The 12,435-nt window shown below is 68.1% G+C and carries 11 protein-coding genes; 4 read left to right on the forward strand and 7 right to left on the reverse strand.

Annotated features, from left to right (window positions below; genetic code table 11):
• Positions 1 to 129 precede the first annotated feature (129 nt).
• From ACTQ49_RS06680 to pepT, 3 genes are all read left to right on the forward strand, one after another.
• Complete coding sequence (locus tag ACTQ49_RS06680) at positions 130 to 1,494, forward strand: ATP-binding protein (protein WP_441827063.1); 1,365 nt, start codon at positions 130 to 132, stop codon at positions 1,492 to 1,494.
• Between the two features lie 94 nt (positions 1,495 to 1,588).
• Positions 1,589 to 2,989, forward strand: coding sequence for an ATP-binding protein (locus ACTQ49_RS06685; protein ID WP_441827064.1), 1,401 nt, complete (start codon positions 1,589 to 1,591; stop codon positions 2,987 to 2,989).
• A gap of 185 nt (positions 2,990 to 3,174) precedes the next feature.
• Positions 3,175 to 4,455 (forward strand): peptidase T, encoded by a 1,281-nt coding sequence (gene pepT, locus ACTQ49_RS06690; RefSeq protein WP_441827065.1) that lies wholly within the window; start codon positions 3,175 to 3,177, stop codon positions 4,453 to 4,455.
• Here the strand turns inward: pepT and ACTQ49_RS06695 are convergent.
• The 6 genes from ACTQ49_RS06695 to mbhE are packed head-to-tail and all read right to left on the reverse strand — an operon-like array spanning position 4,452 to position 10,296.
• Entirely contained in the window at positions 4,452 to 4,937 is a 486-nt protein-coding gene (locus ACTQ49_RS06695) for a cation:proton antiporter (RefSeq protein ID WP_441827066.1), read from the reverse strand. The two genes, pepT and ACTQ49_RS06695, sit on opposite strands and share 4 nt — an antisense overlap.
• Entirely contained in the window at positions 4,934 to 5,191 is a 258-nt protein-coding gene (locus ACTQ49_RS06700; RefSeq protein WP_441827067.1) for a monovalent cation/H+ antiporter complex subunit F, read from the reverse strand. Before ACTQ49_RS06700 ends, ACTQ49_RS06695 begins: the two co-directional genes overlap by 4 nt.
• A complete protein-coding gene (locus ACTQ49_RS06705) occupies positions 5,188 to 5,607 on the reverse strand; it encodes a Na+/H+ antiporter subunit E (protein WP_441827068.1) in 420 nt (139 codons plus the stop codon). The genes ACTQ49_RS06700 and ACTQ49_RS06705 overlap by 4 nt, the downstream gene beginning before the upstream one ends.
• On the reverse strand, positions 5,604 to 7,085 hold the full coding sequence (locus tag ACTQ49_RS06710) for a monovalent cation/H+ antiporter subunit D family protein (protein ID WP_441827069.1): 1,482 nt from the start codon (positions 7,083 to 7,085) through the stop codon (positions 5,604 to 5,606). Before ACTQ49_RS06710 ends, ACTQ49_RS06705 begins: the two co-directional genes overlap by 4 nt.
• On the reverse strand, positions 7,082 to 7,504 hold the full coding sequence (locus ACTQ49_RS06715) for a sodium:proton antiporter (RefSeq protein WP_441827070.1): 423 nt from the start codon (positions 7,502 to 7,504) through the stop codon (positions 7,082 to 7,084). The genes ACTQ49_RS06710 and ACTQ49_RS06715 overlap by 4 nt, the downstream gene beginning before the upstream one ends.
• Positions 7,504 to 10,296 carry a hydrogen gas-evolving membrane-bound hydrogenase subunit E gene (gene mbhE / locus ACTQ49_RS06720; RefSeq protein WP_441827071.1) on the reverse strand — a complete coding sequence of 931 codons (2,793 nt, stop codon included), beginning with the start codon at positions 10,294 to 10,296 and terminating at the stop codon, positions 7,504 to 7,506. The genes ACTQ49_RS06715 and mbhE overlap by 1 nt, the downstream gene beginning before the upstream one ends.
• A 274-nt stretch (positions 10,297 to 10,570) precedes the next feature.
• On the opposite strand from mbhE, the gene ACTQ49_RS06725 reads away from it, so the two are divergent.
• Positions 10,571 to 11,737 (forward strand): AI-2E family transporter, encoded by a 1,167-nt coding sequence (locus tag ACTQ49_RS06725; RefSeq protein ID WP_441827072.1) that lies wholly within the window; start codon positions 10,571 to 10,573, stop codon positions 11,735 to 11,737.
• Here the strand turns inward: ACTQ49_RS06725 and ACTQ49_RS06730 are convergent.
• A complete protein-coding gene (locus ACTQ49_RS06730; RefSeq protein WP_441827073.1) occupies positions 11,727 to 12,368 on the reverse strand; it encodes a TlpA family protein disulfide reductase in 642 nt (213 codons plus the stop codon). The two genes, ACTQ49_RS06725 and ACTQ49_RS06730, sit on opposite strands and share 11 nt — an antisense overlap.
• Positions 12,369 to 12,435: the final 67 nt, after the last annotated feature.

Genomic DNA, 12,435 nt, shown 5'->3' on the forward strand with positions numbered 1-12,435 from the left:
GAACCACCCTCTGACCCCTGACAGGCACCACACGTGAATTCCTTGATCCGCTCAGCTCGCTCCATCCTGCGGGGCAGTTGGCGGCCTCATCGCGCCTCCCTGAGCCGGCGCCTCGTGTGGTTGTCCGCCATGGCCGTGTCCTTGGCCGTGCTGCTGATCTCGGTGGCCGCCTACTGGATGACCCGGATCAGCCTCTATGACCAGCTGGACAACGAGCTGATCGACGTCGCCTCCTACATCTCCGGGCCGATCGAGGCGGATCTGGAGGGCATGGGCGGCCTGAACTCCGACGCGCTGCGGGCGGCCAATGTGGCGCTGCTCCTGCTGGGAAGTGACAACCAGGCCCAGGACGTGCCCGGAACGGCGGTGACGATCCAGTGGGGCGCTCCGGAGCTGGCCGTCGCCAGGACCCAGACCGGCACCTCGGCGCGCACGCTGACCGACATCGACGGCACCCGCTACCGGATAGTTGCCGTGCCGCAGACCGTGCAGGACAAGCGCTATGCCCTGATCCTGGCGCGCCCGCTGGCACCCACCGAGAAGACCCTGGAATCGCTGTGGCTCACCATGATCCTCACCGGCGGCATCGGCGTCGTGATGGCCGTGGGGCTGGGCTGGTGGACCGCCCGTGAGGCGCTGAGCCCGCTGCGCAAGCTCTCCGCCGCCGTGACCCACGTCACGGAGACCGACGAGCTGATGCCGATCGACATCCACTCCGAGGACGAGCTGGGCGAACTGACCCGTTCCTTCAACACGATGCTGAACTCGCTGAGCTCCTCGCGTGAACGCCAGAAGCGCCTCATTGCCGACGCGGGCCACGAGCTGCGCACCCCGTTGACCTCCATGCGCACCAACATCGAGCTGCTGGTGGCCGATGAGAAGACCGGCATGCTGCCCGAGGGTGCCCGCGGCGAGATCCTGCACGACATCGCCGCACAGCTGGGCGAGTTCACCTCACTCGTGGGAGACCTGGTGCAGCTCTCCCGCGAGGACAAGGTGACGGCCAACCCGGAGCAGATCGACTTCCGCGACGTGGTGGAGTCGGCGATCGTCCGCGCCAAGCGTCGCGGCCCGGGACTGGTCTTCGACGTGGAACTGAATCCCCTCTTCCTGGTGGGCGAGCCGGACACCCTGGAACGGGCCGTCACCAACCTGCTGGACAATGCCGTGAAGTTCAGCCCGCCCGGCGGGACGATCCACGTGCACCTGGAGGGCGACACGCTGCGAATCGCCGACCAGGGCCCCGGCATCGCCGACGAGGACCTGCCGCACGTCTTCGACCGTTTCTACCGTTCCGACCGGGCGCGCAACACCCCCGGCACGGGCCTGGGGCTGTCGATCGTCGCCCACACCATCACCTCGCACGGCGGTCAGGTCACGGCACGTCGCTCCGCGGAGGGCGGCGCCGAGTTCGTCGTCCGGTTGCCCGGCAAGACCTTGGAGGACCAGCAGGCCGACGAGGACACCATGACCATCCCGGCCGTCGAGGCCTGAGCCGGACCCTCCGGCAACGCGATCCCTTGTGCACCCGGCACTGAGTCCAGGCCCGCACCACTATCAAATACTGCGACAATGTTACAGTAGAATCATGGCATCCAAAGATGTGGACGAGGCGCTCACCCTTCACGATCAAGAGCTCCTCAACGCACTCGTCGCACTACCCGAGGACCAGTGGTTCGAGCGGAAGTCCGGACGCATCGAGGCGAAGGACCTGGCGGTGGCCCTGGTCGCGATGGCCAATGCCGATGGAGGCACGATCGTCGTCGGCATCCACGATGGGCGGGTTGATCCGCCGTCGACGAAGCGGGCCAACGACCTGCGGCAGGCCGCCATGGACCACACCGTCCCGCCCGTGCGCGTCCGATGCAAGCATCGTTCAGTTGGCGACGATGCCGACGTGCTGGTGCTGCAGGTGGAGCCGGGCGAGCAGGCGCACACCTTGGTCAACGGCACGGCGTACCTACGGGTGGGCGACGAATCCCGCAAGCTCTCGCTGCCGCAGTTCCAGGAACTGGCCTACGACCGGGGCAACTCGCAGTTCGAGGCGAGCCCCGTCCCCTTGGCCGTCAGCGACCTCTCGCCGGAACAGATGGCCACCTACACCGCGGCAATCGGCGCCGCCGAAACCACCTCCATGCTCCGTGCCCGCGACCTGCTCACACGCAAGGGAGCTGTGACCGTGGCGGCCTGTTTGCTGTTCGCCGACCGACCCCAACTGGAGTTCCCCAGCGCCCACGTCCGGGTCTTGCGCTTCGGCGCTGACGAGCGCGGCACTGGAGGCAGCATGACCTTGGAGGAGGCGGCCGACATCCGTGTCGATGGCTCCCTGCCTGTCCAGATCGCAGAGGCAGCAGCCCACATTGAACGGCTGTTGCCCAAGTGGCGCCAGCTGGGACCCGAAGGACTCTTCGCCCCGCGGAGTCGGATTCCCCGGGACGCCTGGCTGGAGGGCTTGGTCAACGCCGTCGTGCACCGCTCCTACTCGATGGCGGGCGACCACATTCGTGTCGAAATCTTCCCCAACCGCATCGAGATCACCTCGCCGGGACGCTTCCCTGGCATCGTCGACCCAACCCGTCCGCTGGAGATCACGCGCTATGCACGCAACCCGCGGATCGCTCGTGTCTGTGCCGATCTGGGGATCACCCGGGAGCTGGGCGAGGGCATCCAGCGCATCTTCGCCGAGATGCGCCGGGCCGGGCTCACAGACCCGGTGTACACCCAGCTCTCCGGAGCAGTGCGCCTCACCCTGATGGCAGCCGATGCGCTACCCGACGAGGTACTGGCCCGGCTCACGCCCAGTGCCCGCAGCATCCTCAACGCGATGCGTCTGGCCGCGGAGCCGTGTGGGACCGGCGCCCTCGCTGCGGCAGCCGGCGTGACGCGCATGACCGCCACCCGGGCACTCGGCCAGTTGGCAGGAGAAGGACTCGTTCGTCGCGAAGGGCAATCCCCACGGGATCCGCGAGCAACCTGGCATCTGCTGTAGCTGTAACACCCAACTGTCACATTGATGTTGCAGTAGGCCTGCGATGGCCATGCGCACGACTCCAGGGGTTCCATGCCGCTGACCCGTGCGTGGCTGAAGCAGCCCATGAAGGCGTCGCCAATCCGGGATTCTCCTGACGGATCGCCGGCCCCGCCTCGGTTAACCTGCAGTGGTCAGGAGGAACCATGACCCCCGATCCAGCCCTGCAGGACCGTCTCGCCGAACGATTCCTGCGCTACAGCGCCATCAGCAGCCAGTCGGACGCCGCGGTCCAGACGGTACCGACCACGCCCGGCCAGCGGGAACTGGCCGACCTGTTGGCCCGTGAACTGCGCGAGCTGGGTGCCCAGGAGGTGCACCTGTCCGACACCTCGGTGCTCACCGCCCGAATCCCCGCCCGCCTGCCGCAAGGCCACGCCCCGGTGCCGGCCGTCGGCTTCTGCGTGCACCTGGACACCGTCGACGTGAACCTGTCACCCGACGTCCGGGCCCGGGTCGTCGGCTTCGACGGCTCCGAGATCTGCCTCAACCCGGAGCTGGACCTGTGGCTGCGACCCTCGGAACACCCCGAACTGGTTCCGTATGCGGGTGACCGTCTGCTGGTCACCGACGGCACGTCCGTGCTGGGCGCCGACGACAAGGCCGGAATCGCGTCGGTGATGGAGGCGGCCAGCACCTTGCTGTCAGACCCGCATGCCGTGCACGGTGAGGTCCACCTGGCCTTCGTCCCCGACGAGGAGATCGGCCTGCGAGGTGTGCGGACCATGGACCTGACGCGATTTCCCGTCGCCCACGCCTGGACGCTGGACTGCTGTGCGATCGGAGAGGCCGTCTGGCAGACCTTCAACGCGGCCGAGGCCACCATTTGCATCCAGGGCGTCACTGCGCACCCCATGTCTGCCAAGGGCGTCCTGGTCAACCCCGTCCTGGTGGCGCACGACATCGTGGCACAGCTGGACCGCGGCCAGACCCCTGAGCACACCGACGGCACCGAGGGCTACATCTGGGTCACCGATGTGGCGGCCAATCCTGCGACGGCAACGCTGGAACTCAACATCCGTGACCACAACCTGCAGCGCTTCGAGGAGCACAAGCAGACGCTGACCGCGGCGGTGGAGCAGGCCCGCACCATGCATCCCCGGGCAGTGGTGGAACTGCAGATCAACGACGTCTACGGCAACATCCAGGACGCCCTGCACGACGAGAACCGCCAGGCCGTGGACCTGCTGCTGGAGGCGATGGAAGCGCTCGGGATCGAACCGCGGCCGCTGGCCATGCGCGGCGGCACCGACGGATCGTGGCTCTCCCGGCAGGGCATCCTGACGCCCAACTTCTTCACGGGCGCGCACAACTTCCACAGCATCCACGAATTCCTGCCGCTGCGATCCTTCGAGGCCAGCCACCTGGTGGTGCTGGAACTGGTCAGGCGCACGGCGCTGGCTGCTGACCGCCAGAGCAGGAGCTAGCCCTCCCGCGTGACCGGGGTGGAGCCCGTGCGGGCGGGGGCGGCCTGACCGTCCTGGGCGGTGGGTGCCTCCTGCACCTTGATCCGCTTCGACTTGCGAGCGGGCGCCACCAGGGGCGGTGCGCCACCCGGACGGGCCAGCTCGTCGTGGCCGCTGGGTGAGTGCAGGGTCGAACCGGTCAGGTAGGCGGCGCGGCCGATCGACATGCTGCCCACCGCCGAGGTGCCCAGCTGCAGCGTGATGGCCAGGGCCAGCTTCCCCAGATTGGTCCAGCTGGGCATCATGCAGAAGGCACCGATCAACACCAGACTGATGCCCGGGCCGGCCGCGGTCGCAATCGCCGAGCTGCGGCAGTAGGCGTCCTGGAAGCGCAGCAGTCCGATCGCGGCGGTGGTGAACAGACCGGCACCCAGCACCATGAGCACCTGACCCAGCACCATGAGCACCCGCCCCAGGGCAGGGGCCGTCTCCAGAAGTGTCATCGCCGTCCTCTCGTCACGGCCAGGGCCAGCGCCACGGAGGCCAGGAAGCCGACGACGGTGCTGCCCAGCACCACGTCGAAGACATAGGGGCCGCGCATCCACACGCCCAGCAGGGCCACCAGACCCACCACGCTGAAGAAGAGCAGATCCGATGCCACCGCACGGTTGGCGTCGTCCGGCCCCAGATACATGCGCACGCCCGCAACCACCACGGACGCCCCGAGCAGCAGGGTTGCCACCACGATTCCGATCATCGCGCCTTCTTCCTGGTCCGGGCAGCCTGCACCAGGCCCCGGGCACGGGTGGCGTTCAGGATGCGCGTCTCGGTCTCCCGGAAGGCGGCCAGCGCCTTCTGCCGGTTCTGGTACATCACGTGCACGAAGAGCGACCATTCGGCGAGGTTCTCGCTCGGATCGCACTCGCACTCCGCGTCGGGCACTCGACGGGTGGACAGCACCAGGGTGCCCGGGGTGATGTTCACCATCAGGGCCAGCATCGCCAGCTCCCAGGTGTTGATGGGACGGGTGCGGTACTCGATGATGATCGGATCGGAGTCGTCGTCGTGGGTCAGCACGTCGCGCATGATGACCACGCTGGACAGGGCGATCTGCCAGGCGAACCAGATGGCCAGCCCGATCAGGCGGAAGGGCCAGGTGAGCGTCTTCGTCATCGTCCCGACACCACCCGGGCGTACTCCGTGGGCTGCAGCAGGTTCTGTGCGACAGTCTCTCCGAGCTGCAGCAGCCACTGGCCGCCCAGGCCCATCGCCAGGCTGACCAGGGCCAGCACCAGGGCCGGACCGATCAGGCCCCAGCCGATGCGCGGCCCCTCGTCCTCCAGGTCCGGATCGGGATTGCCCAGGAACATCGAACCCCAGATCTTCATCATGGCCATCAGGGTCAGCGCGCTCACCGCGATCGCGAGGCCGCCCACCACCCACTGGCCGGCCTGAAAGCTGGCGACGACGATGGCGAACTTGGCGACGAAGCCGGACAGCGGGGGCATGCCCACCAACGAGACCGCCGCGGCGAAGAAGACCAGCGCCGTGACGCGCTCCTTGCTCAGCAATCCGCGCACCGTACCCAGCGGGCTGCGGCCATAGGTGAGCTCCACCGCGCCGATCGAACACAGCAGTGAGGTCTTCACCACCATGTTGTGCACCAGGTAGAAGACGCCCGCGGCGATGCCTGCCGGCGTGAACAGCGCCAGACCAGCCAGCACATAGCCGATCTGGGAGATCATGCCGACGCTCAACACGGCCCGGGCATCCGTCTCGCCCAGCGGCAGCAGACCGCCCAGCACCATCGAGAGACAGAACAGCACCATCAGCACCGTCGCCGCGGCGGACCAGCCACCGAAGACGACGGAGAAGACCCGGTACATGGCGTAGACCGCCACCTTGGTGTGCAGGCCGGAGAACATCGCGGAGATGGTCGGGGACATGTGCGGGTAGGTACGCCCCACCCAACCGTGCACCGGCACGACGGCGGCCTTGATGCACAGCGCCAGCAGCACGACGCTGCCGGCCAGCTCGGTGCGCGCGGTCTCCACGCCGCGGCCCGCCAGCTCACCCATGTTCACCGTGCCGGTGGCGCCGTAGAGCAGGCCGACGCCCAGCAGCAGCAGGTTGGAGGCAAAGAGGTTGACCACCACGTAGATCCGAGTGGCCGTGACCTGCATCAACTTCCCCTGCCCGCGGTGCGCCAGGATGATCAGCGCATAGGAGGGCATCAACATGACCTCGATGAAGACGAAGAGGTTGAAGATGTCGGCCGTCACCAGTGCCCCGGAGATGCCGGCGGCCAGCACGAGGACCAGCGGGGTGAAGTACGGCTCCTCCGCAATGCCGGCGTGGATCCCCAACCAGCAGCAGACCAGCATCAGGAACATCGTCGCGGTCAGCATCAGGGCGGAGAAGGCGTCCATCGCCATCGGGATGGCGATCCCGCCCGGCCACAGGCCGACGCCGTGGGCGATGGTGCCACCGTCGCGCAGGTGCCACAGGTGCGCGGCACCCCAGACGCACTGGCCCACAAGGACCGTCATCATCACGGTGATGCGCACCACGGGGCCGGGACGCAGGAGCATCACCAGGGCGGCCACGCCCAGCGGGATGGCCACCATCAGGGGCAGCAGTGCGGCGCTCACTCGTCTGCGTCCGTCCGGTCGATGTAGGAATGCCAGTCGGAGTGTTCGTGTCGGCGGCTGACCGCCGCGTCGTCGTGGTGGATCAGCGAGGGAGACTCCATCTCTCGTCCGGTGATGTCGATGGCGGTGTCGTCGTCGCCCTCTCCGATCACCGCGAGCACCAGCAGGAGCACGGTGACGGCAAAGGAGATGACGATGGCGGTGAGCACGAAGGCCTGCGGCACCGGGTCTGCGGTCTGGGCGGGGTCGAAGTTGCCGATGGCTGCGCGGCGACGGGAGACGTCGCCAGCCGCCACGATCAGCACGTTCACGGCGTGGCTGATCATGATGAAGCCGACGATGACGCGCAGCATGCCGCGGCGCAGCACCATGTAGACCCCGCCACCCAGCAGGGCGGCCACGATCAGGGCGATGGCCATCAGTCCTCCCCTCCCTTGATGTGGATGTAGGACCCACCCGTGCGGGTACGCACCGGACCGGGAACCCGGATGGGTGGGGTCCGGCTGCCGGCCTCGCCCAACCGGGCCAGCGAGGAGAGCATCAGGCCGGTGACGGCCAGGAAGACGCCCAGGTCGAAGACCAGCACGCTGGAGATCTCCAGCGGCCCCAGGTGCCACTTGATCGGGGTCAGGAAGGAGCCCTTGGTGTAGCCGAGCAGGCCGGCGCCGACCGAGACGAGGACCCCGATGCTGACCAGCAGCATCGACGGGATGTCCAGCACCTTCGCCGTGCGGCCGTAGGCCAGGTAGACCAGACACAGGGCAGACCCCATCACCAGTGCTGCGATGAAGCCGCCTCCCGGGGCGTGGTGACCGCGGAAGTAGAGCCACAACGTCATCACCAACAGGACGGGGCCGACGATGCGACTCACCACCTGCAGGGTCATGTTGTTGTCTGCGGGATCCATGGCGGGGTGTGACATGTCCGCGGTGTAGAGGTGGGAGCGCATGGGCAACAGGCCACGCGATTCCAGGGCCACCAGGATGGCCATCGCGGTGACGCCCAGCACGCACAGCTCACCGAAGGTGTCCAGGGCTCGGAAGTCCACCAGGATGGTGTTCACCACATTGCTGCCGCCGGTGAGTGCCTCGGCATTGGTCAGGTACCACTTGCCGATGTCGGAGACCCGCGCGTCGGCCTGCAGATTCCAGGCCAGCACGAAACCGGTGATGCCGGCCAGTACGCCGAGCGCTGCGGCCAGGGTGATCCGCTTGCGGCCGGTGGCGTGGAAGGCGCGCGGCAGACGGCCCAGCAGCAGCACCATCATCACGACCGTGAGGATTTCCACCAGCAACTGGGTCAGGGCCACGTCGGGGGCACCCAGCTGGAAGAGCATCAGGGCGACGGAGAAGCCGACGATGCCGACGGTGGTCACCAGCGCCACCCGGCTACGCCCCATGATCGTGAAGCCCACGCCCACCCAGACCAGGACGGCGACGAACCAGTCATAGGGGCGTTCGGCGTCGTCGGGCATCGGGAACAGCCCCGAGTTCACCAGGGAGGCGAAGACCAGCACCACGAGGGCCGCAACGCCGGCGCCCAGGTGGCGGGCCGGAGAATCGGTGCGGGTGGGCCCGCCCAGGCGGTAGGCCAGCCCCACCAGGACGCTGCGCACGTCGTCGACCATGCGCACCGCCGGCACGGGCGGCACCAGCCGCGCCAACACCGGATCCAGCTGGCGGCGAGCCACGACGGCGAGCGTGCCCAGCAGGATCACCGCGGCCGACATCCCCAGGGCCCAGTTCAGACCGTGCCACAGGTTCAGGTGGGAGTGCTCCGCGTGACCCGTGACCTCGCTGGCGGCCGCATCCACCAGCGGCTGGAGCAGCGGGCCGAACAGGCCGAAGACGATGCCCGCGAAGGAGGCGAGCACCACCGGCACCAGCATCAGCGCCGGGCCCTCCTGCGGGGCATTGTCCATGCGTTCACCGGGCAGGGTGTGCACCAGCATTCGCCCGCAGTAGGCAAAGGTCAAGGTGGCGGCCAGCACCGCTCCCACGCTGACAGGGACGGCCAGGGCGACCGGCATCCGGGTCATGGCGCCGAACAATGCCTCCTTGCTGACGAAGCCGAACAGCGGCGGCAGGCCGGCCATGCCCGCCGCGGCCACGACCAGCGCGGTGGAGGTCACCGGCATGCTGCGGGCCAGGCCACGCAATGTGCGGATGTCTCGGGTGCCGGTCTGGTGGTCGATGACGCCGACGCCCATGAACAGGGCCGACTTGAACAGTGCGTGCGCCAGCACGTGGGTCAGGGCACCGATGATGGCGTAGTTGCTGCCGATGCCGATGGTGGCCACCAGGAAGCCGAGCTGGCTGACCGTCGAATAGGCCAGCAGCTCCTTCATGTCGTAGCGCTGCATGGCCATCGTCGCGCCGAACAGGGCCGTGACCAGACCGGTCACCAGCAGCAGCGTGTCCCACAGGGCGATGCCCGCGAACAGCGTCGAGAAGCGCACCAGCAGGAAGATGCCGGCCTTCACCATGGCCGCGGCGTGCAGGTAGGCGCTCACCGGGGTGGAGGCCACCATCGCGTCGGGCAGCCAGAAGTGGAAGGGGAACTGCGCACACTTGGTGAAGGCGGACACGGCCACCAGGAGGGCCGAGACGAGCAGCAGCGTCGGATGACCCTGCCAGGCCTCGCGATTCAACACGTCGGACAGGGCCAGACTGCCCGTGGCAACCCGGGCCAGCGCGACGGAACCCAGCAGACACAGTCCGCCCGAGGCCGTCAGCACGAAGGTGCGGACGGCCGGCTGGACGCCCTTGGCTCCGGACTGGGCGATCAGCAGGAAGGAGCAGATGGTGGTGAACTCCCACATCACCCACAGCACCAGCAGGTCATCGGCCAGCACCAGACCGGTCATCGCGGCTGCGAAGGCAGTGAGCTGGCCATAGAAGCGGCCGTGCGCGCCCTCCTTCAGGTAGTTGACCGAGTAGGCCATCACCAGGGCGCCAATCACCAGCACCACCAGCGCGAAGAGCACCGCGAGACCATCCAGCCGCAAGGAGAGGTGGACGCCCAGCTGCGGAATCCACGACACGCTCCACGCGAGCCCCGGCTGGTTGAGCGCGAGCCAGCCCACAATCCCCGCGGCCACCGTCAACCCCACACTGATCACCCAACCGGCTCGACGGCCCCACCACTGCCCCAGGAGGGCACCGACGACGGACAGGCCGAACAGGCTGGCGACGAGCAGGGGAAGGGCCACAGCGGTCCTCTCATGATGGCCTTCCCAGAGCATGGGAATACACCACCAAGTGGATTCAAGAAGGAGTTCGAGGCCAGTGTAATTGGTCAGGCCAAATGTCGGGCGGGCACTCCACCATGCGGCCGCCGTCTCAGCGACTCAACGGACGCCCCCCCGTTGTGGACCCCGCCGCTGACAGCCTTGTCCGCCTACTGCGGAATTTCCCCACCCCTGAGGGCGGGATGCGGCCGCAGGGTCTCGCAGAAGACCAGCCAGGACCGGCACAGTGAAGGCCGTGTACAGCGCCCAGCAACCCGACCTGCAGACCCGAATGCCCCGAGGGCTCAACCTTGCCCTGCGCTTCGGGATTCCCGCCCTGGTGGCCGTCGCCTGCCTCTGGGTGGCCTTCCAGCTGGTGGGACTGACGCGCTTCGCCCTGCTGCCGATGGCGGTCGCCCTGCTCATCACCGCGCTCCTGACGCCGGCAGTGCGGTGGCTGCACGGTCGGCTGCGCGTCAACCGTTACCTGGCCGGAGCCCTGTGCCTGCTGGCCCTGCTGGGCAGCGTGGTGGGGCTGGTCACGATCGCGACCCGGATCATGTTCAAGCAGATCGGAAGCATCACCGAACTGGCACAGGAGGCCATCACGTCGAGTGCCCAATGGCTGCGCGAGGGCCCTCTGCACGTGGACGAGGGCCAGCTCCAGCAGGGCGTCGACAAGGCCCAGGAGTGGCTCAGCGGCAACAGCCAGGGCATCGCCCAGGGAGCCCTGCAGATCAGCGGCTCGGTCACAGAGGTGGGTGCCATGACCCTGTTGGCACTGGTGAGCGCCTTCTTCTTCCTGGGCGACGGCCCGGCGATCTGGCGCACGCTGCTGTGGCTCGTGCCGCACCGCTCCCGCGCCCGCCAGCTGGAAGCCTCTCGCCGCAGCTGGCGCAGCCTGGAGCTCTACGCCCGAACGGCGGTGGCGGTGGCTGCCCTGGACGCCGTCGGGATCTGGTTGGGGGCCGTCCTGTTGGGGGTCCCCTTCGCCCTGCCGGTGGCGATGCTGGTCTTCGTCTCCGCCTTCATCCCCTTCCTCGGCGCCATCGCGTCCGGCGCCGTGGCAGTGGCGATCGCCTTCTTTGCCAAGGGGGTCACCACTGCCCTGCTGATGCTGCTCGTGGTGCTCGCCGTCCAACAGCTCGAGGGCAATGTGCTGCAGCCCCTGCTGATGGGCAAGGCGGTCTCCCTGCACCCCTATGCGGTGATCCTGGGCGTCAGCCTGGCCGGTTACCTGTGGAGTCTGGCCGGGGCGCTGCTGGCCGTTCCCGTGATGGCCGTCGCGATGGCCTGGCTGCGCTATCTCAACGACGACGACCGTTTCCCGGAGCTGGGCACCCTGTCACGCGAGGAGCGGGAGCCCGCCCCCGACGAACCAACACAGGACGATCACCGCGGGGCCGCTGCCGTCACCCCTTGATGAGGGCCAGGTTCTCGTCCATCTGCTCGGCGTTCAACGCTCCCATGTGGCTCTTGCGCAGGATCCCGTCCCGGTCGATGAAGAAGTGCGAGGGGATGCCGAGCGAACGGTAGCGCGACGCGATCGTCGTCTCCGGGTCGCTGATCATGGGGACGGTCAGCCCCAGCCGACTGGTGTAGCCCTGGATGGTCGCCCGGTCCTCGTTGATGAAGATGGACAGCACCATCACGTCATCGGCCTGGTGCTTCTTCCAGGCGGCCTCGATGTCCGGCGCCTCGGCGCGGCAAGCAGTGCACCAGGTGGCGCCGAAGTTCAACCAGACCGGCTGCCCCTTGAGCTCGGCCAGGGAGACCTGCTTGCCGTCCAGCGTGGTGGCGGTGAAGCCCGGTGCGGGCTGCCCCACCTCCGGCGCGGAGCCGCTCTGGTCACCCTCCAGGGTCACCGCGGTGGCACCGTTGAGCGCTGCCTGCTCCGGCTCGTCCTCACCACTGGGACGGCCCAGCAACCAGGCCCCGCCCAGCACCAGCGCCAGGGTGAGGGCCAGCACCAGGCCACTGCCGTACTTGCTGCGGCGCAACCGTTCGCGCCAGTCGCCTGAGGTGGGTGCCGGCTCGGTGTGGTTCTCGCTCATGTCTAGCTCCTCATCCCCTCGACAAGCTCGGGGACCGTGATTGGTTCAGAAATCCATCCGCCCGGCG

The organism is Luteococcus sp. Sow4_B9 (assembly GCF_052116585.1).
Classification (GTDB): Bacteria; Actinomycetota; Actinomycetes; order Propionibacteriales; family Propionibacteriaceae; genus Luteococcus.

Excerpts from the sequence above, each read along its gene's own strand:
- ACTQ49_RS06680 (WP_441827063.1), top strand. The coding sequence starts at position 130 with ATGGCCGTGTCCTTGGCCGTGCTGCTGATCTCGGTGGCCGCCTACTGG.
- ACTQ49_RS06685 (WP_441827064.1), top strand. The coding sequence starts at position 1,589 with ATGGCATCCAAAGATGTGGACGAGGCGCTCACCCTTCACGATCAAGAG.
- pepT (WP_441827065.1), top strand. The coding sequence starts at position 3,175 with ATGACCCCCGATCCAGCCCTGCAGGACCGTCTCGCCGAACGATTCCTG.
- ACTQ49_RS06695 (WP_441827066.1), bottom strand. The coding sequence starts at position 4,937 with ATGACACTTCTGGAGACGGCCCCTGCCCTGGGGCGGGTGCTCATGGTG.
- ACTQ49_RS06700 (WP_441827067.1), bottom strand. The coding sequence starts at position 5,191 with ATGATCGGAATCGTGGTGGCAACCCTGCTGCTCGGGGCGTCCGTGGTG.
- ACTQ49_RS06705 (WP_441827068.1), bottom strand. The coding sequence starts at position 5,607 with ATGACGAAGACGCTCACCTGGCCCTTCCGCCTGATCGGGCTGGCCATC.
- ACTQ49_RS06715 (WP_441827070.1), bottom strand. The coding sequence starts at position 7,504 with ATGGCCATCGCCCTGATCGTGGCCGCCCTGCTGGGTGGCGGGGTCTAC.
- ACTQ49_RS06730 (WP_441827073.1), bottom strand. The coding sequence starts at position 12,368 with ATGAGCGAGAACCACACCGAGCCGGCACCCACCTCAGGCGACTGGCGC.